Source organism: Lentzea sp. NPDC004782 (genome assembly GCF_040609115.1).
Taxonomy (GTDB): domain Bacteria; phylum Actinomycetota; class Actinomycetes; order Mycobacteriales; family Pseudonocardiaceae; genus Lentzea.
On sequence record NZ_JBEXJN010000027.1, the window covers coordinates 88,405 to 107,808 of the forward strand.

22 protein-coding genes are annotated in these 19,404 nt (G+C 69.5%); 13 read left to right on the forward strand and 9 right to left on the reverse strand.

All coding sequences use genetic code 11. The annotated features are described in order from the left end of the window. Positions 1-7 precede the first annotated feature (7 nt). Both ABZV40_RS24995 and ABZV40_RS25000 read left to right on the forward strand, forming a co-directional pair. Positions 8-784, forward strand: a complete 777-nt coding sequence (locus tag ABZV40_RS24995; RefSeq protein WP_355446011.1) for a TIGR00730 family Rossman fold protein — start codon at positions 8-10, stop codon at positions 782-784. Further along, the gene (locus tag ABZV40_RS25000) at positions 784-1,317 is read left to right on the forward strand and encodes a TIGR00730 family Rossman fold protein (RefSeq protein ID WP_355446014.1); all 534 of its coding nucleotides are present in this window, start codon (positions 784-786) and stop codon (positions 1,315-1,317) included. The genes ABZV40_RS24995 and ABZV40_RS25000 overlap by 1 nt, the downstream gene beginning before the upstream one ends. On the opposite strand, the gene ABZV40_RS25005 is transcribed toward ABZV40_RS25000, so the two are convergent. Together ABZV40_RS25005 and ABZV40_RS25010 are read right to left on the reverse strand one after the other, a co-directional pair. Further along, complete coding sequence (locus ABZV40_RS25005) at positions 1,288-2,340, reverse strand: winged helix DNA-binding domain-containing protein (protein WP_355446016.1); 1,053 nt, start codon at positions 2,338-2,340, stop codon at positions 1,288-1,290. The genes ABZV40_RS25000 and ABZV40_RS25005 overlap by 30 nt on opposite strands. Before the next feature lie 10 nt (positions 2,341-2,350). Further along, positions 2,351-3,844 carry a CocE/NonD family hydrolase gene (locus ABZV40_RS25010; protein ID WP_355446019.1) on the reverse strand — a complete coding sequence of 498 codons (1,494 nt, stop codon included), beginning with the start codon at positions 3,842-3,844 and terminating at the stop codon, positions 2,351-2,353. 117 nt (positions 3,845-3,961) lie between these two features. Between ABZV40_RS25010 and ABZV40_RS25015 the strand changes: the two genes are divergently transcribed. Together ABZV40_RS25015 and ABZV40_RS25020 are read left to right on the forward strand one after the other, a co-directional pair. Beyond that, positions 3,962-4,300, forward strand: a complete 339-nt coding sequence (locus ABZV40_RS25015; protein WP_355446021.1) for a hypothetical protein — start codon at positions 3,962-3,964, stop codon at positions 4,298-4,300. Then, positions 4,300-5,211 (forward strand): glucosyl-3-phosphoglycerate synthase, encoded by a 912-nt coding sequence (locus ABZV40_RS25020; RefSeq protein ID WP_355446023.1) that lies wholly within the window; start codon positions 4,300-4,302, stop codon positions 5,209-5,211. Before ABZV40_RS25015 ends, ABZV40_RS25020 begins: the two co-directional genes overlap by 1 nt. Here ABZV40_RS25020 and ABZV40_RS25025 read toward each other — a convergent pair. The 4 genes from ABZV40_RS25025 to ABZV40_RS25040 are packed head-to-tail and all read right to left on the reverse strand — an operon-like array spanning position 5,143 to position 9,528. Further along, positions 5,143-6,435 carry an ATP-binding cassette domain-containing protein gene (locus ABZV40_RS25025; RefSeq protein WP_355446026.1) on the reverse strand — a complete coding sequence of 431 codons (1,293 nt, stop codon included), beginning with the start codon at positions 6,433-6,435 and terminating at the stop codon, positions 5,143-5,145. The two genes, ABZV40_RS25020 and ABZV40_RS25025, sit on opposite strands and share 69 nt — an antisense overlap. Further along, positions 6,432-7,781 carry an ATP-binding cassette domain-containing protein gene (locus ABZV40_RS25030; protein ID WP_355446029.1) on the reverse strand — a complete coding sequence of 450 codons (1,350 nt, stop codon included), beginning with the start codon at positions 7,779-7,781 and terminating at the stop codon, positions 6,432-6,434. Before ABZV40_RS25030 ends, ABZV40_RS25025 begins: the two co-directional genes overlap by 4 nt. After that, positions 7,751-8,374 carry a cytochrome d ubiquinol oxidase subunit II gene (locus ABZV40_RS25035; protein ID WP_355446031.1) on the reverse strand — a complete coding sequence of 208 codons (624 nt, stop codon included), beginning with the start codon at positions 8,372-8,374 and terminating at the stop codon, positions 7,751-7,753. The genes ABZV40_RS25030 and ABZV40_RS25035 overlap by 31 nt, the downstream gene beginning before the upstream one ends. Continuing rightward, a complete protein-coding gene (locus ABZV40_RS25040) occupies positions 8,374-9,528 on the reverse strand; it encodes a cytochrome ubiquinol oxidase subunit I (protein ID WP_355446034.1) in 1,155 nt (384 codons plus the stop codon). The genes ABZV40_RS25035 and ABZV40_RS25040 overlap by 1 nt, the downstream gene beginning before the upstream one ends. Positions 9,529-9,635: 107 nt before the next feature. On the opposite strand from ABZV40_RS25040, the gene ABZV40_RS25045 reads away from it, so the two are divergent. Genes ABZV40_RS25045 through ABZV40_RS25065 form a run of 5 tightly spaced genes read left to right on the forward strand, consistent with a single transcriptional unit; the run spans position 9,636 to position 11,859 of the window. Next, complete coding sequence (locus tag ABZV40_RS25045; protein ID WP_355446037.1) at positions 9,636-9,974, forward strand: helix-turn-helix transcriptional regulator; 339 nt, start codon at positions 9,636-9,638, stop codon at positions 9,972-9,974. Continuing rightward, positions 9,959-10,636: a permease prefix domain 1-containing protein gene (locus tag ABZV40_RS25050; protein ID WP_355446040.1), complete on the forward strand. Its 678-nt coding sequence runs from the start codon at positions 9,959-9,961 to the stop codon at positions 10,634-10,636. Before ABZV40_RS25045 ends, ABZV40_RS25050 begins: the two co-directional genes overlap by 16 nt. Beyond that, a complete protein-coding gene (locus ABZV40_RS25055; protein ID WP_355446043.1) occupies positions 10,633-10,929 on the forward strand; it encodes a DivIVA domain-containing protein in 297 nt (98 codons plus the stop codon). The genes ABZV40_RS25050 and ABZV40_RS25055 overlap by 4 nt, the downstream gene beginning before the upstream one ends. Next, the gene (locus ABZV40_RS25060; RefSeq protein ID WP_355446046.1) at positions 10,916-11,314 is read left to right on the forward strand and encodes an SRPBCC family protein; all 399 of its coding nucleotides are present in this window, start codon (positions 10,916-10,918) and stop codon (positions 11,312-11,314) included. Before ABZV40_RS25055 ends, ABZV40_RS25060 begins: the two co-directional genes overlap by 14 nt. Then, complete coding sequence (locus ABZV40_RS25065; RefSeq protein WP_355446167.1) at positions 11,314-11,859, forward strand: DNA-3-methyladenine glycosylase I; 546 nt, start codon at positions 11,314-11,316, stop codon at positions 11,857-11,859. The genes ABZV40_RS25060 and ABZV40_RS25065 overlap by 1 nt, the downstream gene beginning before the upstream one ends. A 63-nt stretch (positions 11,860-11,922) precedes the next feature. Here ABZV40_RS25065 and ABZV40_RS25070 read toward each other — a convergent pair whose 3' ends face one another. Next, positions 11,923-12,708: an enoyl-CoA hydratase-related protein gene (locus ABZV40_RS25070; RefSeq protein WP_355446049.1), complete on the reverse strand. Its 786-nt coding sequence runs from the start codon at positions 12,706-12,708 to the stop codon at positions 11,923-11,925. Positions 12,709-12,718: 10 nt separating this feature from the next. Next, positions 12,719-13,516: a PaaX family transcriptional regulator C-terminal domain-containing protein gene (locus tag ABZV40_RS25075; protein WP_355446052.1), complete on the reverse strand. Its 798-nt coding sequence runs from the start codon at positions 13,514-13,516 to the stop codon at positions 12,719-12,721. Positions 13,517-13,725: 209 nt separating this feature from the next. Here ABZV40_RS25075 and ABZV40_RS25080 point away from each other — a divergent pair, with 209 nt between their 5' ends. From ABZV40_RS25080 to ABZV40_RS25090, 3 genes are all read left to right on the forward strand, one after another. Continuing rightward, on the forward strand, positions 13,726-13,893 hold the full coding sequence (locus tag ABZV40_RS25080; protein ID WP_065914675.1) for a DUF3117 domain-containing protein: 168 nt from the start codon (positions 13,726-13,728) through the stop codon (positions 13,891-13,893). A gap of 153 nt (positions 13,894-14,046) precedes the next feature. Then, positions 14,047-15,456, forward strand: coding sequence for a leucyl aminopeptidase family protein (locus ABZV40_RS25085; protein WP_355446055.1), 1,410 nt, complete (start codon positions 14,047-14,049; stop codon positions 15,454-15,456). 79 nt (positions 15,457-15,535) lie between these two features. Continuing rightward, positions 15,536-17,134, forward strand: a complete 1,599-nt coding sequence (locus ABZV40_RS25090; RefSeq protein ID WP_355446057.1) for a hypothetical protein — start codon at positions 15,536-15,538, stop codon at positions 17,132-17,134. Here ABZV40_RS25090 and ABZV40_RS25095 read toward each other — a convergent pair. Next, complete coding sequence (locus ABZV40_RS25095; RefSeq protein ID WP_355446060.1) at positions 17,116-18,009, reverse strand: LysR family transcriptional regulator; 894 nt, start codon at positions 18,007-18,009, stop codon at positions 17,116-17,118. The two genes, ABZV40_RS25090 and ABZV40_RS25095, sit on opposite strands and share 19 nt — an antisense overlap. A 52-nt stretch (positions 18,010-18,061) precedes the next feature. On the opposite strand from ABZV40_RS25095, the gene ABZV40_RS25100 reads away from it, so the two are divergent. Further along, positions 18,062-19,306: an MFS transporter gene (locus ABZV40_RS25100; RefSeq protein WP_355446063.1), complete on the forward strand. Its 1,245-nt coding sequence runs from the start codon at positions 18,062-18,064 to the stop codon at positions 19,304-19,306. Positions 19,307-19,404: the final 98 nt, after the last annotated feature.

Sequence of the window (19,404 nt, forward strand, 5' to 3'; positions counted from 1 at the left end):
CTCAGTGATGACGGAAGACAAGAACGGCGTGGTGGACGAGCGTCCCCAGGAGAAGATGCGCGGGCCGGTCGTGCTGCGCAGAGGACGCCGGGACGAGCTCACCACCACTGACCAACGCCTGCTGGACTCGCGCGGGCCTTCTGACTGGGTGCACACGGATCCGTGGCGGGTGCTGCGGATCCAGGCCGAGTTCGTCGAGGGGTTCGGGGCGCTCGCCGAGGTGCCCAGCGCGGTGACGGTGTTCGGTTCCGCCCGCACCGGCAGGGACCACCCCGAGTACCAGATCGGGCGCGACCTCGGCGCGGCGCTGGCCCAGGCCGGGTTCGCGGCGATCACCGGTGGCGGGCCGGGTGCGATGGAGGCGGTCAACCGCGGGTGCTCGGAGGCCGGCGGGTTCTCGATCGGGCTCGGCATCGAGCTGCCGTTCGAGCAGGGGCTCAACCCGTGGGTCGACCTCGGCGTGAACTTCCGCTACTTCTTCGTGCGCAAGACGATGTTCATCAAGTACTCGCAGGCCTTCATCTGCCTGCCGGGTGGGTTCGGCACGCTCGACGAGCTGTTCGAGGCGCTGACGCTGGTGCAGACGAAGAAGGTCACGAAGTTCCCGGTCGTGCTGTTCGGCACGCACTACTGGCAGGGCCTCTACGACTGGATCAAGAACTCGGTGCTGGAGGGCGGCAAGGTGGGCGAGAAGGACCTCGCGCTGCTGCACCTCACCGACGACATCGAAGACGCGGTGCGCGTGGTCAAGGACGCGCACCAGGCATGGGCGGACGCGCACTGATGTACGTAGCTGTGTACTGCGGCAGCCTGTCGACCGTTCCGCAGAGCTACATCGACCTCGCCGCCGAGGTGGGGCGCCAGATCGCGGCACGCGGCTGGAACCTCGTGTGGGGCGGCGGGCAGACGTCGATGATGGGTGCGGTGGCACGGGAAGCCCGTGCCGGTGGGGCGCACACCTACGGGGTGATCCCCAAGGGGCTCGCCACCAGGGAGATCGCCGACCGGGAGTCGACCGAGCTGCACGTGGTCGACACCATGCGCGAGCGCAAGAAGATGATGGACGACAAGGCGGACGCGTTCCTCACCCTGCCCGGCGGCATCGGGACAGCCGAGGAGTTCTTCGAGGTGTGGACGTCGCACGTGCTGGGCATGCACGCCAAGCCGGTCGTGCTGCTGGACGTGGACAACCACTACAAGGGACTCGTCGAGTGGCTGACCGAGTTGCGGGACAAGGGTTTCGTCTCGCACGCCGCGTTGAGGTCGCTCGTGGTGACCGACGACGTGTCAGTTGCTCTTGACGCTTGCGTCGGCTAGTCCCTTGGCCTGAGCCAGGATCTGGGCCTCCGGCAGGAGATCCGGCAACGGGCGGTACGGCGTGGCCGTCACCTCGAACCGCTTGCCGGAGACCACCCTGCCCTGCCAGGAGCCCGCGATCTCGCCGTCCACCAGGATCGCCCCGCGCCGGCCGAGGATGCGGAAGACGTCCTTCTGCGCCGCCTTGTCCGGCAGCAGCAGGTCCCGGTCACGTGCCTGCAGGTACGGGTCGGTGGGCGGCAGCAACCGCACGTCCGGCGGTTCGGCGTCGACGACCTCCACGTCCTCCGGCAGCCACGCCTTCTGGCCCTCGACGGTCACCTCGACCAGGCCTTCGGCCGGCCACCGCTTCTTGACCTCGCGGGTGGTCGTGCCGAAGTAACTGGCCACTTCGGACGGTCCGGCCGGTCCGTGCAGGCTCAGGTACCGGTGCACCAGCTCGTGGAAACCGGCGGTCTTGCGCGGCACGCCCGGCCAGCCGTGGATCCGTTCGAACGTCACGGTCTTCTCCTCGGGGATGATCCGGAGACCGGCCGGGAGCGCGCCGAGGCGGAAGATCGGGTCGCTGACGTGCTCGGTTCCGCAGCCGCGGCACGGTTCGACGGTCTGCTTGGGTGCCAACGGGGTCAGCGCCTTGCTGACGTCGCCCTTGGTCATCGGCTTGGTGACGATCGACCGCATCGCGGTGGCGATGTGCCGCAACGACCCCACCATGTCGTCGACCTTGGGACGCGCGGCACGCGCTCGTGCGTCGGCGTCGCTCCACGGCCACAGCGCACGGGCGAACGCCTTCAGCTCACCGGCGCGGTGCAGGTGGGGAGCGCCTCGTACGGACCAGGTGACGGTGAACTCGTCCACCGAGGGATCGTGCAGCCGCGCGGCGAGGCTCAGCAGGGCCGAGCCGGAGGTGTTGTCCTGGACGCCCAGGGAGAACACCGCCAGCTCGGCCGCGTCCGCGACCCGCCGGTCCAGCTCGTGCTGGTGGATCCGGTGGAAGAGCACCTGCTGCCGGGTGAAGTCCACCCGGACATTCTTACGCCTTCGGCACCGTCAAGCTCGACGGTCCGAACGTGACGGTGGAGCCGCGTGTCGATTCCGTGACATAGCGCGGGTCGACCGTGTCGATCACCAGTGCGATCCGGTCACCGGCACCGATGTTCCACACGGTCGGCTCCAGTTCCACGTCGAGCGTCTGCGTGCGGCCCGCACCCGTCACCTTCATCGGTTCGTGCGTGATCAGCGAGCCCAGGCCGAGCGGCCCGACCTCGTACAGGTAGGCGAACAACGTGGTGATCTCCGCGCTCGGCGTCACGGTCAGCCGGAGCTTCGGCGTGCCCGCGAGCGTTGCGCCGTTCGGGTACTGCGGTCCGTTCCACACGCCCGCGAGATTGCGGTCGACGAACGGCAGCGAGACCCCGGTCGGGATGTTCAGGAACCCTTGCAGTGCGCCGGAGAGCAGGATCGTGCCGCTGTCGGCCACGGTGTTCCAACCGGCGTGGATCTTCTTGCCGTCGAGCTGCATCGTGTCGCCCGCGCTGGACGGCCACGCGCCGAACGTCCGCCACGTGCCGCCGTTGTTGGGCTTGAGCTGCACCGGTTGTTCGGTGTCGATGCCGTTGGCCGTGCCCTTGACGTAGCGGTCGAACCAGCGGCCGACCGACTCCCAGATCTCGTTGGGCAGCCCGGCCGCGCCGAAGAGCTCGGCGGTGGCGTGGTCACCCGGCGAGAGCATGAGCCGCTTGGGACCGGTCAGCTTCGCGTAGAAGTCCGCGACCTGGCCCGGCGCGAAGACGCCGTCGTTCCAGGCGTTGCCGAGCAGCACCGCGGTGCCGTTGGTGTTGATCTGCGCGATCTTCGAGGCGGCCGAGCGGCCCGCGGAGATCGGCAGGACTTCGGAGAACCTGCCGTCGTGGTAGGCGTCCTCGGCCTCGTCGAGCACGGGACCGGGACGTCCGGTGACGTGTCCCGCGGCGAGCAGCACGTCGACGGCCTGCTTGTTCACGGTGCTGTTCGGGTAGAGCGAGCGGGCCAGGTCGGTCCACGTGCTCAGCGCGGCCACGGCCTTGATCCGCCTGTCGTTGGCCGCCGCCAGCAACGACTGCCCGGCGCCGTAGGAGATCCCGGCGGCGCCGACCTCGGTGCCGTCGGCGTGGGCGTTGGCGATGGCCCAGTCGATGACTTTGCTGACGTCACCGACGGTGTCCGGACCGGCCATGTCGATCTCGCCGCCGGAGTCCCAGAAGCCGCGGCTGGTGTAGCTGACCACGACGTAACCGGATTCCTTGGCGAGCTTGGCCGCCGCGCCGACGTACTCGATGTTCGGCACCGCCCAGCTGGACGGCATGACGAGCAACGGGAAGGGGCCGTCGCCCTGTCCGGTCGGTTCGACGACGAAGGCCTTCAGGGTGGTGCCGCCGACGCCGGAGATCGACTCGTAGGAGATCCGGTGTCCGGGCGCCGCGACGGCGGCCGGAGCACCGAGCAGGGATGTGAGGAGTACCAGTACCAGAACAAGTGATCGTCGCACGCTGGTCCTCCTTGACCATGACGTAGATCACACAGGGTTGTTACTGAGGAGTAAAGCAGAGGGCTACTCGTCGGTAGCAAGACGTGTGAGCCAGCTCACTGTTTTACGCTGAGTGGCATGAACCGATTCCGCGTCACTGAGCTGCCGAAAGATCGCGTGCTGGTCGTTGCGCATCTGACCAGCGCGGACGCTCTGGGCCAGACCATTGCTGACGGCGCGGATGTCGTGGAATTCGACGGTGAGCTGGAATTGTCGTCGCTCACCGAAACGTTGGACGTGGTGACGATTCCCCCAGGGGATGAGGATTTCACCCTGGCGACTGCGACAGTGGCCGCGATGTCCGGAGTGCGCGCCATTCGTGCGTCCGACGTGCGGCAGGCGAGGAAGGTCGTGGAGATGGTCGCGAGCGTGACGGGAACCCGTCCGCCGGCCCGAGCCGTGCGGGCGCTCGCCTGATGCTGCCCTCCGTCGAAGCCTGGTTCGCCACGCACACCTGGCAGCAGCCCACGTGGACGGTCGGCGAACTGGTGGCGTCGAAGCGCGGCCGGACCGTTTCCGTCGTGCTGCCCGCGTTGAACGAGGAGGAGACCGTCGGCGACGTCGTCGGTGTCGTCCGGCCGTTGCTCGGCACGCTCGTCGACGAGCTGGTGGTGATGGACTCCGGGTCCACCGACCGCACCGCCGACGTCGCCTCGGCCGCCGGGGCGCGGGTGGTGCGGCGCGAGGACGTCGTGCCGTGGCTGGAACCGTTGCCCGGCAAGGGCGAGGTGCTGTGGCGGTCGCTCGCCGCGACCTCCGGTGACCTGATCGTGTTCCTCGACTCCGACCTGGTGGAGCCGGAGACCGCGTTCGTCACGGCGTTGCTCGGGCCGCTGCTCGACGTTCCGGACGTGCACCTGGTCAAGGGCTTCTACCGGCGGCCGTTGCGGTTGGAGAGCTCCGGTGGCGGGCGGGTCACCGAACTGGTGGCGCGACCGCTGCTGAACACGCTGCGGCCGGAGCTCTCCGGTGTGGTGCAACCGCTCGGCGGCGAGTACGCGGCCACCCGGTCCTTTTTGGAGTCGGTGCCGTTCGCGGCCGGGTACGGAGTGGAGATCGGGTTGCTGCTGGACGCGCACCGGATCTACGGGCTGTCCGCGCTGGCTCAGGTGAACCTGGGCGTGCGCAAGCACCGCAACCGGTCGTTGCTGCAGCTCGGCGTGATGTCGTCGCAGATCATGGGCACGGCCCTGGCTCGCTGTCAGGTCGATTTCGACTCCGGACCGCTGACGCAGTTCGTGCAGGTCGACGGCGAGTGGCTACCCGACTCGACCGACGTGCTCGTCGCGGACCGGCCCCCGATGGTGCACGTGGTCGAAGAGCGCTAGCTGCTCTTCGCGGTGGGTGACGACCAGTGCGGTGCCCTGGCAGTTGTCCAGGACCTTCTGCAACACGCGGTCGGCCTGCTCGGGGTCGAGTCCTTCCGTCGGCTCGTCCAGCAGCAGGACCTCCGGGTTGGCCAGCACTGACCTGGTGAGGATCAGGCGCTGACGTTGACCGCCGGAGATCTCCCCGCCGCGTTCGCCGACGACCCGGTCCCAGTCGAGGTCCAGCTCGGTGATCTCGGCCGCCCGGTCGAGTTCCTCCTGGGTGGCATCGGGTTTGGCCAGCAGGACGTTCGTGCGGACCGTGGTGTGGAAGACGTGTGCGTCGGCGAGTGCGCCCTTGCTCGGTTCCAACCGGTGAGCGATGGCGTTGAGCAGGGTGGTCTTGCCGATGCCGCTGGGGCCGACGATCGCTGTTTTGCCTTGTAGCACTGGAGGTTTCGGCACATGGGCCGGTTCGGGTTCGCCGGTCGGTTCAGGGGCCGGCCTGGTGAGGGCGGCGAGCGGGACGGTGATCTCGAAGGTCGCGATCGCGGCCGTGATCAGCCAGGCCGGTTCGTGCTGGGTGAGCATGAGCAGTGCCGTGCCGAACTGGACGGCGATCGCGAGCGGGGTCAGGTCGCGGGTGCGTTCCTTGCGGGACAACGCCTTCGCGGTCTCGGTCGCTGCGGAGAGCTTTTCGTCGAACAGGCCATAGGCGATCAGTTCTTCTTTGCTGTGCACCAGTTCCGTGGTTTGTTCGGTCAGCTTGGCGCGCAACGGTGTGAGGTCTTCCGGTTTGCGGATGGCGAGCCACGGGAGCAGTGCGACGTTGATCAGCAACCCGATCGCGAGCGGGAGTGAGAAGACCGCCGCCACTGCGCTCACCACGGCCGCGGTGATCCACGGCAAGGTGGCGCGCAGCTTGGTGTCGAGGTGCTGGTCGACGTTGGTGACGATGCGGGTCAGCGCCGTGCCGGACGGGACGTGCCTGCGGCCGGCCAGGTCGTCGTAGACCCGGCCGCGCAGCTCGACGGCCTCGCTGAGCACGGCTTTGTGGCTGGTCAGGCGTTCGAGGTAGCGCAGCGCGCCCTTGGCCAGCGCGAGCGTGCGGACCGCGACGATCGCCACGGTCAGGGCCTGCATCGGCGGGTGCTCGGCGGCCCGCATGATCAACCAGGTCGCCGTCGCGGTGAGGCCGGCGCCGGCCAGTTCGGCGAGGACGCCGACGAAGATGGCGAGTCTCATACCTGGACCACCCTGTTCACCTCGTTCAGCAGCGTCGGCCGGTGCGCCACGATCACCGCGGTCCGGCCCTTCGTGAAGTCGCGCGCCGCCTGGAGCACCAGCGCTTCCGTCTCCGCGTCGAGGTGCGCGGTCGGTTCGTCCAGCAGGAACAACCCGGCGTGGCGCCGGTCCAGCGCCCTGGCCAGCGCGACCCGTTGCTGCTCACCGGACGACAGGTTCGCGGGCACGAGCGTCGGTCGTTGCGGCACCCACGCCAGCGCCTCCAGCCAGGCCGTGCGGTCGATCTCGCGCAGGTCGACGCCACCGACCAGCACCCGGCCGGCGTCCGGTCGCACGAACCCCAGCAGCAATCCCAGCACCGTGCTCTTGCCCGCACCGCTCGGCCCGACCAGCGCGATGCGCTCGCCCGGTTCGATGTGCAGCGAGAAGTTCCTGAGGCTGCGCACGGTCACGTCCTCGAACACGATGTCGGCGTGGGCGAGGTCCGGCGGCTCGACACCGGTGGCGCTGGTGTGCGGCGGCACCTTCGCGAGCACCTCACGGCCCTGAGCGCTCGCGTGGTACTGCGCCCCGGCCGCACGCAACGGCAGAAACGCTTCCGGTGCGAGGAAAAGCACGAGCAACGCCGTGTGCAGCGGCACTCCGCCGGTCAGCAGCCTCAGCCCGACCGGCACCGCGACCGTCGCGACCGACATCGTGGCCACCAGTTCGAGCACGAACGCCGACAGGAACGCCACCCGCAGCGCCGACATCGTCTCGGCCACGTGCTGCGCGGCGAGCTTGCGGACCGTCGTGGACTGCGCCTGTGCCCGCCCGAACGCCCGCAGCGTGCCGATGCCCTTGACCACGTCCAGGAAGTGCCCGCCGAGCGTGGCGAGCGCGTCCCACTGGCGAGCCGTCCGCTCACGGGTGTGCGCGCCGACCAGGGCACCGAAGATCGGGACCAACGGCAGCGTCAGCAGGATCGTCAGCGCTGCCGTCAGGTCGGCGAACGCCAGCCTGATGACCACCGCGACGGGGACGACCACGGCCAGAACCTGTTGCGGCAGATACCCGACGACGTACGGCGTCACGTCGTGCACGCCGCGGGTCACCAGCGTCGCGACCTCGCCCGCCCTGGTTCCCGGATTGCGCAGGAAGGCCTCGCGCAGTCGTGCTCGGGTTCGTTCGGCGGCACGATGCGCCGTCGCCCGGTGCACCCACCACACCAGCACCCGCAGGCCGACCACCAGGCACAGCAGGAGAAAACCGGATCCGCCGCTCAGCACCGACGCCAGCAGTTCGGCCTGGGCGAGCACCAGGAACGGGACCGGGATCAGCGCGAGGAGATGGCGACGATCGACCACTGCACCAACACCACCAGCGGGATGATCGGGATCGCGACCCACGCGAGCAGGCCGAGCGTGTTCGCGTGCGCCATCAGCCCGTTGACGTCGATCGAGCTGAACGCGAGCGGGATCGGCAGTGCGCAGAGCAGTCCGGTCAACGGGAACAGCGTCCACCGCCGGGTCTGGAACACCCAGCCGTGCGAGGCGAACAGCACCGGCATCACCAGCGCGACCGGCCACGGCGCGTTGAGCAGGTGCGCCAGGAACAGGCCCCAGCCGACGGAGACCGTCAGCGCTCCCGTGAACACCAGCCACGACCACAACCGCAGCTGCACGGCCGCCATGAACAGCACCAACCCGGCCAGCACCAGCGTGAACACCGAATGCGCCCCGGACAGCAGCTCGCCCTCCAGCCGCGGGAACGCCGCGAACAGCACCCCGATCGCGGCCACCAGCCACACCTCGTTGCCCAGGAAGAACGGTGTCATCCGGCCCAGCGTCTCGTCGCGGCGCCGGAACGGCAGCAGCAACCCCGTGCCGTAGTCGAAGCCCGCCAACGCGAAGTAGCCGACGACGAGCACACCGAGCACGACCAGCCAGAGCATTTCCATCACAGCGTCACCACCAGTGGCGAAACAGGCGCGGGCGTGACGTCAGGGCCGCGGCGGACCGCACGTGCGATCAACGCCCAGTCGACGCACGCCAGCAGCACGAACAGGGACGAGAAAACGACCAGCGACAACAGGATCTGCGACGAGTCCACATGCGACACCGCCTCGTCGGTGCGCAGCAGCCCGTAGACCAGCCACGGCTGCCGGCCGACCTCGCGGAACACCCACCCGAGGATCGCCGCGACGAAGGGCAGTGGAATCCCGATCACCATGAGGTACAACGGAAAGCGCATCCGGATGACCAGATCCTTGACCAGCAGCGGCAGCGTGAGCCAGCTGACCGTCGTCAGCGTCATCCCGATCATGATCATGAACCCGAGTGCGGGGCCCGGTCCGGCCGCGAGCTTGCCGGGCTGGAACTCCTTGAGGATCGGGAACTGCGCGAAGCCGGCCCCGACCAGCGCGGGAGTGGCCAGCGCGGTCGTGATCACGCCCATTCGCAGCGACCGTCGGAAGAAGTCCATCTCGGTGGTGCGCTTGATGAAGTGGTACGCCGACACGCCGGTCAGGAACACCCCGCCGACCGTGAGGGAGGCGAACACCACGTGCATCAACGCGGTCCCGAACGTCGGGTTGCTCAGCAGTGCCGAGAAGTCCTCCAGCCGCAACACGTTCCCGTCGACGCGGTAACCGACGGGGTGCTGCAGGAACCCGTTCGCCGCCATGATCCAGAACGCGGACGCGTAGGCGGTCAATGCGGTCAGGTACAGCAACGCCAGGTGCACCCAGCGGTTGAGCCGCCCCCAGCCGAAGATCCACAGCCCCAGGAACGTGGACTCCAGGAAGAACGCGACCAGCGTCTCCAGCGCGAGCGGCGCCCCGAACACGTCGCCGGCGTAGGTCGCGAGGCCTGACCAGTTCAGCCCGAACTGGAACTCCATCACGATCCCGGTGGCGATCCCCAGCGCGTAGTTGATCACGTAGATCCGGCCCCAGAACCTGGTCATCCGCTCGTGCACCGGTGCTCTGGTCAGCGTGAACCGGGTCTGCATGATCGCGAGCAGGGTCACCAGCCCGAGCGTGAGCAGCACGAACAGGAAGTGGAACGAGGTCGTCGTCGCGAACTGGACGCGGGCGAGGTCGGAGGCGTTCATGAGTAGGGAGGCTATATGTAGCCCAGCTACTCATCGACCGTTTCGACGAGATATGGGGGAGATCTCAGGGCTCCCCCGATGCGCCGGCATGAGTAGAGTGACTACTCATGAAGCCCGATGCGCTGCGTGGCCACCTGGACGCGTTGCTGCTGGCCACGCTCGACGGCCGGGAGCTGCACGGATACGCGATCATCGAGGCGTTGCAGCTGGGCAGCGGCGGCGCGCTCGACCTGCCGACCGGCACGGTCTACCCGGCGTTGCGACGGCTGGAGCGCGCCGGGCACGTGGTCAGCGACTGGAGCACGGTCGGCGGGCGCAAGCGCCGCACGTACAAGCTGACCTCGGCCGGTCAACGGGCGCTGCGCGCCGAGCGCAGCGCGTGGCGCGAGTTCACGTCGGTCATCGACGGCGTGCTGGGAGGTGACGGCAAGTGGGCACAGGCCTGATCGACGACTACGTGACGGACCTCGGGTCGCGGTTGCAGGGTTCCCGCAGGCAGGTGCGCGACCTGCTCACCGAGACCCGCGACAGCCTCAGCGACGCCGTCGAGGCCCACCTCGACCGCGGTCTCGACGAGGAGGCCGCGCAGCGCAAGGCCGTCGAGGAGTTCGGCCCGGTCCGCGAGATCGCCGGGGAGTACCAGGCGGAGCTGGCCGTCGCGTACGGCGCGCGCACGCTGGCGTTGCTCGCCGTGGTGCTGCCCGTGATGCACGCGTTGTGGGAGATGGGCCGGATGTACTTCATCGGGCCGTGGCAGGACTTCGGCGGCCCGGTGCCGTCCTGGTACATGTGGGTCGCCAAGGCCAACGACATGACCAGCGGGGTTTCCGCGGGCATCGCGCTGGTGGCGCTCGTCCTGGGCCGCGTGCTGGCCCGCCGGTTCGACGCGCAGCTGCTCGCCAGGCTCGCGGCGTCGGTCGCGTTGTTGTCGCTGCTGGTCGTGGTGCTGGGCAACGTGGCCATCCTCGGCGCGACCTGGGGCCTGGATCCGCAACGGCTCGTGCAGTCGTTCCCGATGAGCGTCGCGAGCTTCGCGACGTGGGCCGTGATCGTCCGGCTCGGTCTGCTCGCTCGCCGCTGCCTGAGCTGTGCCACGATCGTCGTGTGACCAACGCCCTGATCTACCTGATCGTGATGGTGGCCGTCGCGGCAGTGGTGTTCCTGCTCGCGGCGTTGGTGTTCGGGCGCGGCGAGGAGCTCGCCCCGTTGCCGCCCGGCGCCTCGCCGACGCGGCTGCCGTCGGACGACATCACCGCGGAGGACGTCCGCGAGCTGAAGTTCCAGCAGGTGTTCCGCGGCTACAAGATGAGTGAGGTCGACTGGGCGTTGCAGCGGCTCGCGACCGAGGTCGAGACGCTGCGGGCGCGCGTGGAGGAACTGGAGAGCAGTGACCGAGCTTGAGCTGATGGTCCAGGTGGCCGCTCCGCCCGACACGATCTTCCGCGCGATGACCGACTGGGAACGCCAGTCCGAGTGGGTGTTCGGCACCCGCGTGTCGGTCGTGGCCGGAGACGGGCAGTCGGTCGGCAGCGAGATCGACGCGGTCACGTTCGGCGTCTCGGACCGCATGCGGATCACGCGCTGGGACCCGCCGCACGCCGTCGAGGTTCTCCACCTCGGGCGCGTTGTGCGCGGCACCGGTGTGTTCGCCGTGCGCGGCAGTCGTTTCGTGTGGACGGAACGCCTCGACGTGCCGTTCTTCTTCCCGGTGGTGAAGCCGCTCTTCGTGCTGATGCTGCGCCGATCGCTGCAGCGGTTCGCCCGGTTCGCGGAGGAGTACCGGTGATCGTCCGTTGCCCGTGGGGTGACTCCACGCCGGACTACGTCGACTACCACGACACCGAGTGGGGCGTGGAGCTGCACGGCACCGAGGCCCTGTACGAGCGGATGTCGTTGGAGGCGTTCCAGTCCGGACTGTCGTGGATCACGATCCTGCGCAAGCGTCCCGCGTTCCGCGCGGCCTTCTGCGACTTCGATCCCGAGCTGGTCGCGCAGTTCGGGCCCGCCGACGTGGAAAGGCTGATGGCCGACGCGGGCATCGTCCGCAACCGGATGAAGATCGACGCGGCGATCCACAACGCGCGCGTGATCGTCTCCGAGGGCATCGACCTCGACGAGCTGCTGTGGTCGTTCGCACCCGCCGACCACGTGCGGCCCGCGACGATCGCGGACGTGCCGGCGATCACCGCGGAGTCCAAGGCGATGGCCAAGGAGCTGAAGCGCCGCGGCTTCAAGTTCCTCGGCCCCACCACGTGCTACGCGCTCATGCAGGCCACCGGCATGGTCGACGACCACATCGCAACCTGCTTCCGCGCCTCGGTAAAACGATGAACGGCGCTTTTGTCCACTTGAGGTGGACAAAAGCGCCGTTCATCAAGCTCGAAGCGGGCCGGGTTAGCGGCCGGTGAACTTCGGGGCGCGCTTGTTGACGAAGGCGTCGACCGCCTCGCGGTGGTCCTCCGTGGCGCCGCAGTCGGCCTGGGTGCGGCGTTCGGCTTCCAGCGCGTCTTCCAGCGTGCCGTCGGCGGCCGCGGCCAGCGCTTCCTTGATCTTCGCGTACGCGGTCGTCGGGCCCTTGGCGAGCTTGGCGGCCAGCAGGTGCGCGGTCTCCTGCAGCTCCTCGTCCGGCACGACCTGGTTGACCATGCCGATCCGCAACGCCTCCTCGGCGCCGACCGGCTGCGCGAGCAGCATCATCTCCATCGCGCGGCCGTGCCCGATCAGCCGCGGCAACGTCCACGACGCGCCGGAGTCCGCGGTGAGACCGACGTTCGCGAACGCCATCAGGAACTTCGCCGACCTGCCCGCGATGCGCAGGTCCGAGGCGTAGGCGAAGGACGCGCCCGCACCGGCCGCGCTGCCGTTGACCGCGGCGATCACCGGCTTCGGCATGCCGATCAGCTCGCGCACGATGGGGTTGTAGTGCTTCTCCACGGTCTGCAGCGGCGCGGGATCACCGGCCTGCAGCAACCCGATGTGCTCCTTGAGGTCCTGGCCCGCGCAGAACGCCCGGCCCGCACCCGTGATCACCACCGCGCGCACCGACTCGTCGGCCGCCGCGTCCTTCAGCGCCGCGAGGAACGACTCCTTCAGCGCGATGGTGAAGGCGTTGAACGACTCGGGGCGGTTGAACGTGAACGTGCGCACACCATCGGCGTCGTCGACGAGGAGCTCGGACACTGAACCTCCATCAAGCAGTGGAAACGTTGCGAACGGGCCGCAGGCACTCGTCGACGAACCGACTCGTGCCCGGTGCCAGCCGCAGTGTCTGTTCGTCGAAGAACGACGCTGCCGCGTGCCCCGGCCAGTCCGGTGGCAACAGTTCAGCAGGAAGACCGGGATCGCGGAACAGGAACTTCCGCCACGCGTGCAGCAGCTGCTGTGACGCGGCGAACGCCGCAGAGTCGTCGGTTTCGTCCACAACGGACACCTGCGGCCGCCAGTGCGCGACGAAGGCGGCGTAGTCGCGTCCCAGTTCGGCCAGGTCCCAGGCCTTCGCGGCCAGCTCGACGTCCGGACCGTCGTGTGAACCGTGAAAAGTTCGTGCGGACACCTCTTCCGCGGCCAGCACGTCGGCCAGCTCCGGCGACGGCCGCGGCGCGATCCACGTCACAGGGCCGAGCGCGCCGTAGCCGAGCAGCTGCAGCTCCGAGGCCAGGTGGTCGCGCGAGTCGCGGCCGGGCATCTCCTCCAGCACCACCACGTGCCAGCGACCGTCCCAGGTGGACGGCCGGGTGCGGTAGATGCGGGCCGCGGCCTCGTCGAGCCTCCGTTCCCCGCGAGGTGTCATCGCGTAACCCGGGCCGTCGGGCAGCCTGGTCGGCTGCAGCCAGCCCTGCCGCACCGTCCGGGAAACAGCGGTGCGCACGGCCGGTGCGGCGAATCCCAGGGGCTCCAGCAGCCGGACGAGGGCGGCGATGGTGGCGGCGCCACCGCGTTCGCGCAGGTGGCCGCCGTAGACGTCGAAGAGCGCGGAACGGGCTCGCACCCGGCACAGTCTTCCACGCCGAGTCCGCCACCGCCGAAAGTGTTGTCTTGTCGTGAAAACGGGTACTGATCAGGATGAAAACAAGATCAACAAATGTCACCCGAACTCGCCAAAAGATCGGTTCGGTTTCGCCCCTGAGTCGCGATAGGGGAGAATGGAGCAGATCCGGCCTGGCCGGACGGGGAAGATGTTGACGGAGGGAGCACGCGATGGCGGCCATGAAGCCCCGGACCGGCGACGGTCCCCTCGAGGTCACCAAGGAGGGACGCGGCATCGTCATGCGCGTGCCGCTCGAGGGTGGTGGGCGCCTTGTCGTCGAGATGTCGGCGGACGAGGCCAGCGCCTTGGGCGACGCGCTGAAGGCCGCCGCCGGCTGAGGCACCCGGCGAGGAGCACGAGAAGCACCGAGCCCCGGTTTCCGCTGTGTTCCACAGTGGAGGCCGGGGCATCGCTTCGTTCGACCGTGGTGAAGACTGAACGGTCGTAAATGCGTCAGGGGAGGGTCAGTCGTGGGGTCGACGGTTCCGTCAGTGCCGACCAAGCTCGTGGACGTCGAGGTGGCCACCACCTCGCGCCGCGACGTTCCGGCGGTCGTGCTCGCGTCCACCGGACCGGTGCTCGGGCCGGGTGGCGACGGCATCGACGTCTCCGACCTCACGGGCAAGGCCGGTGAGACCGTCCGCCACGACGAGACCTGGACGCTCGGTGTCGGCACCGGCACCCACAGCGACTACCGCACGGCCGGTGCGGCCCTGGTGCGCGCGTTGAGCGGCGAGGACGCCCCCAAGACCGCCGATGTGCTGCTGACCCCGGACTTCGACGCCGAGAAGATGCGCGCGTTCGTGCTGGGTGCCGCGCTCGGCGGCTACCGCTTCAAGGTGACCGGTGAACAGGCCCCGAAGCGGGTCGGCTCGTTGCGACTGGTGACGGGTGACACCGGGTTCGAAGAGGTGCTGACCTCGGCCGCGTTGAAGGCCCACGTGCTCGCCACCGCCACCTCGCTGGCCCGTGACCTCGCCAACACCCCGTCCAACGTCAAGGACCCGCGCTGGCTCGCGACCACCGCCGCCAAGATCGCGGAGAGGATCGACGGCCTGTCCGCGACCGTGCGGGACGAGAAGTGGCTGCAGCAGCAGGGCTTCGGCGGCGTCCTGGCGGTCGGTGGCGGAAGCGCCCGGCCGCCGCGGTTGCTGGAGCTGACGTACGGCACGACCGGTCCGCACCTGGTGTTCGTCGGCAAGGGCATCACGTTCGACACCGGCGGCATCTCGGTGAAGCCCGCCGACGGCATGCACCTGATGCGCACCGACATGGCGGGCGGCGGCGCGGTGATCTCCGCGCTGATGGCCGTGGCCCGCAGGCAGCTGCCGATCAGGATCACGGGGCTCGTGGCGTGTGCGGAGAACCACATCTCCGGCTCGTCCTACCGGCCGGGCGACGTCGTGCGGCACTACGGCGGCGCGACCACCGAGGTGCAGAACACCGACGCCGAGGGTCGCATGGTGCTGGCCGACGCGATGGCGTACGCGGTGCGCAACCTCGAGCCGGACCTGCTCGTGGACGTGGCGACGCTGACCGGCGCGATGAAGGTGTCGCTCGGCCTGCGCACGGGCGCGGTGTTAACGCCGTCCGCCGAGATCGCCGCGGCCGTCATCGAGGCGGGTGCCGGTGTCGGTGAGAAGTGGTGGCGGATGCCGCTGCTGGAGGAGCACGTCGAGGCCGTCACCAGCGAGATCGCGGACTACCGGCAGTGCCCGCCCGGCCCCGGCGGCATCACGGCGGCGCTGTTCCTGCAGAAGTTCGCGGGCGACGTGCCGTGGGCGCACCTCGACATCGCGGGCCCCGCGCGTTCGGAGAAGGTCTACGAGGAGGTCGTCGCGGGCGCCACGGGCTTCGGCGCGCGGACGCTCGTCGAGCTGGCCGAAAAATATTCGCGTTAGTACCTACGATCGGCCATACGAGACGGCGAAGTTCCACGGCATGATGTGAGCGCCTTCACACCGTCGTAGAGGAGCGCTCGTGTTACTTCGCCTGGCTCTCGCCGTCTCGCTGACACTGGCGGCGCTGACCCCCGCCACCGCGAGCACGCCCTGGTGGGAACCGGTGGCCCGGCCCGCGCAGGACTCGCAGGTCAACGTCACGGGCGAGCCCTTCAAGGGCACGGACGGCCAGGGCCGGGTGCGCGGGTTCGTCGACGCGCACAACCACCTGATGACCGACCAGGCGTTCGGCGGCCGGTTGATCTGCGGCGAGGAGTTCGACGAGCAGGGTGCCCAGGCCGCGCTCAAGGACTGCCCCGAGCACTACCCGGCGGGCATCGGCGCGTTGTTCGAGGCGATCGTCACGAACGACTTCGACGGCCACGACCCGGTGGGCTGGCCGACGTTCAAGGACTGGCCGTCCTACAAGACGGTCTCGCACCAGCAGAACTACTACGCCTGGCTGGAACGGGCGTGGCGCGGCGGGCAGCGCGTCCTGGTCACCGACCTGACCAGCAACGCCACCCTGTGCGTGATCTACCCGTTCAAGGACAAGCCGTGCGACGAGATGACGTCGGTGCGGCTGCAGGCGAAGCGGACCTACGAGCTGCAGGACTTCGTGGACAGGCAGTTCGGCGGTCCCGGCAAGGGCTGGTTCCGCATCGTCACCTCGTCCGAGCAGGCACGGGACGTGATCGAGCAGGGCAAGCTCGCGGTGGTGCTGGGCATCGAGACCTCTGAGCTGTTCGGCTGTCGCCAGCTGCTCGACCTCCCGTTGTGCGGCAAGGGCGACATCGACCGCGGCCTGGACGAGGTCTACGCGCTCGGCGTGCGCAGCGCCTTCCTGTGCCACAAGTTCGACAACGCGCTGTGCGGCGTCAGGTTCGACTCCGGGGTGCAGGGCGGCGTGCTCAACGCCGGCCAGTTCCTGCGCACCGGCACGTGGTGGAAGACCGAGAAGTGCGCGGGACCGCAGCAGGACAACCCGATCGGCGTGGCCGGGCCGAACGCGCTGATCCCGGCCAACGTCGTCGCGCCGACGTACGACGAGCAGAAGCGCTGCAACGTCCGCGGCCTGACGTCGCTGGGCGAGTACGCGGTGCAGGGCATGATGAAGCGGCACATGATGATCGAGATCGACCACATGAGCGTGAAGGCCGCCGGACGCACGCTGGACTTGGCCGCCCAGGCGCACTACCCCGGCATCCTGTCGAGCCACAGCTGGATGGACGCGCAGTGGACCGAGAAGGTCTACCAGCTCGGCGGTTTCGTGGCGGGCTACGAGAACGACGCCCCCACCTACGTCGCCCAGGCGGCCGCGGCCGAACCGTTGCGCCGCAAGTACGACGTGGGCATCGGGTTCGGCAGCGACTTCAACGGCGTGGGCTCGCACCCGGCACCGCGCACCGGCGTCACCTACCCGTTCCGCACCTACCCGGCGGGTCCGCTCGTCGACCGGCAGCGCACCGGCGACCGCGTGTGGGACATCAACACCGACGGCGGCGCGCACGTCGGCCTGCTGCCGGACTGGATCGAGCAGATCCACCAGGCCGGTGGTGACCAGCTCGTGCGGGACATGCTCGGCGGTGCCGAGTCGTACCTGCGGACGTGGTCGGGGACTCAGCGCTGGAAGTCGTGATTGCTGAGCGCGTGCTCGCGGAACGCGCGGACCGCGGGCGGCAGGGGCTGGTCCTTCAACCACGCCAGTCCGAAGACGCGGCTCGCCCGCGGGGTCAGCGGTAGTTCGCGCAGCCCCGCCGGCGGTGTGGTCTCGGCGCGCGTCAGCAGCGCGACGCCGAGACCCGCCGCGACCAGGCCGCGGACCGTCTCGATCTCCTGGCTCTCGAAGGCGGTGCGCGGGGTGATCCCGGCGGCCGCGAACATGTCGTCGGTGATCTGCCGCAGGCCGTAGCCGTGTTCCAGCAGGATCAGGTCCTCGTGCTCCAAGTCCTTGAGCCGCACCGACTTCGTGGTGGCCAACCGGTGCGTGGACGGCACGACGACGATCAGCTCCTGTTCGAAGAGGACCGCAGACCCGAACTCGGGACCCTCAGGCGGTGGAGCGACCAGGGCGAGGTCGATCTCGCCCTGGCGCAGCTTCTCGACGACGGCGGCGCGGGCGTTCTGGATCAGCCCGAACCGCACGTGCGGGTGCTCGGCGCGGAACCCGCGGACCAGTTCCGGCACCAGCGACCGGCCGAGCATGTGCAGGAACCCCAGCACCACGCGGCCCTTCTCCGGGTCCAGCTCCTCCTCGACCTCGCGCAGACCGGGTTCCAGCGCGGCCAGTGACCGTGCCGCGGCGTCGGCGAGGAGACGGCCGGCGCGGGTGAGCCGGACCCGGCGGCCGGTCTTCACGACGACCGGTGCGCCGAGCTGCTCGCCGATCTCGGCGAGCCAGCGGCTGACCGTCGGCTGCGGCAGCCCGACGCGCTCTGCGACACGGGTCACGTGCTCGTCGGCGGCAAGCGCTTTCAGCACCGCCAGCTTCGGGGCCAGCTCCAATTCATCCACGAATTGATTCTGACGCATTTCCGTATTGGACGTATGGCTTAGCGTCGAATGCGTGAACAGGTTGACCGCGTCCGTCGCCGCCTCCGGCCTCGCGTGTTTCGCGTTGCTGTACGCACCGCAGCCGGTGCTGCCGCAGATCGCCGCGGAATACCGGTTGGGGCCGGGCGGTGCGTCGCTCGCGCTGTCCGCCGCGACGCTGGCGCTGGCCGTGGTCGTCGTGCCGATCGCGATGCTGTCCGAACTCCTGGGGCGTCGGCCGGTGATCGTGGCCGGCGTGCTGTTCGCGGGTCTGCTCGGCGTCGTGCTGCCGTTCGCGCCGAACTACGAGGTCTTCCTGGGCCTGCGGGTGCTGCAGGGCGTCGCGGCGGCCGGGGTGCCCGCGGCGTCGATGGCCTACCTCGCGGACGAGCTTCCCCGCGGGAAGCTCGGCGCCGCGATGGGCGCGATGATCGCCGGCAACAGCGTGGGCGGCATGCTCGGCCGCCTGCTGTCGGGCACGACGGTCGACTGGCTGGGCTGGCGCGGGTCGATCCTGCTCACCGGCGTGGTCGGGCTCGCGGCCGCGCTCGTCGTGGTCTTCTTCCTGCCGCGCGCCCACGCCGCGCCGAAGCGGGCGCCGCGCGGGATGAAGGCGGCGCTCACGGACCCGGTGCTGCTCGCGCTGTACGTGGTCGCCGTGCTGATGGTCGGCGCGTTCGTGTCGTTCTACAACGTCGCGGGCTTCCAGCTCACCGGTCCGTCGTGGCTGGAGTCGCTGGTGTTCGGGTTCTACGCGTTCGGCAGCACCGCGGCGGCGTTCGCGGGCAGGACGGCCGACCGGCTCGGCCGCGGGCGCGCGCTGCTCGTGGCCATCGGGGTGGTGGCGCTGGGCACGGTCGCGAGCCTGGTGTGGGTGCCGCTGGGCCTGGCGATCGTCACGGCCGGGTTCTTCGCCGCGCACGCCGTCGCGAGCAGCTGGGTCGGCTCGCGCGCCCCGTCCAACGCGCGCGGCCACGCGTCCGGGCTGTACCTGTGCGGGTTCTACGTGGGCAGCAGCATCGGCGGCACGTCCGGCAGCACCGCGTACGGCGAGTGGGGCTGGGGCGGGCTCGTGCTGGTGGTGCTCGGCTGGCTCGCGCTGGCCGCCATGCTGGTTCAGAACTCCAACGCCAGGGTGACGCGCGAGTCGACCGGCGAGATCAGCGTGCGGCCGATCCTCGGCAGCTCGACCACGCCCTCGACCAGGCCCACCGAGACCGAGCGGGTGTCCGCCGGGATCTCGACGACGACCGCGAACGGCAGCGGGCCACCGTCGTAGCGGGCACCGACCTGCGGGGCCTTCGAGCCGTCCGGCAGCGTCACGGTGATCAGGTCCTTGGTCACGCTGCCACCCGCGGTGTCCGGCAGGTCGCCGGT

Bases quoted from the DNA above. Each gene is read 5' to 3' on its own strand.
- ABZV40_RS24995 (WP_355446011.1), top strand. From the start codon at position 8: ATGACGGAAGACAAGAACGGCGTGGTGGACGAGCGTCCCCAGGAGAAG.
- ABZV40_RS25000 (WP_355446014.1), top strand. From the start codon at position 784: ATGTACGTAGCTGTGTACTGCGGCAGCCTGTCGACCGTTCCGCAGAGC.
- ABZV40_RS25015 (WP_355446021.1), top strand. From the start codon at position 3,962: ATGAACCGATTCCGCGTCACTGAGCTGCCGAAAGATCGCGTGCTGGTC.
- ABZV40_RS25020 (WP_355446023.1), top strand. From the start codon at position 4,300: ATGCTGCCCTCCGTCGAAGCCTGGTTCGCCACGCACACCTGGCAGCAG.
- ABZV40_RS25025 (WP_355446026.1), bottom strand. From the start codon at position 6,435: ATGAGACTCGCCATCTTCGTCGGCGTCCTCGCCGAACTGGCCGGCGCC.
- ABZV40_RS25035 (WP_355446031.1), bottom strand. From the start codon at position 8,374: ATGGAAATGCTCTGGCTGGTCGTGCTCGGTGTGCTCGTCGTCGGCTAC.
- ABZV40_RS25040 (WP_355446034.1), bottom strand. From the start codon at position 9,528: ATGAACGCCTCCGACCTCGCCCGCGTCCAGTTCGCGACGACGACCTCG.
- ABZV40_RS25045 (WP_355446037.1), top strand. From the start codon at position 9,636: ATGAAGCCCGATGCGCTGCGTGGCCACCTGGACGCGTTGCTGCTGGCC.
- ABZV40_RS25080 (WP_065914675.1), top strand. From the start codon at position 13,726: ATGGCGGCCATGAAGCCCCGGACCGGCGACGGTCCCCTCGAGGTCACC.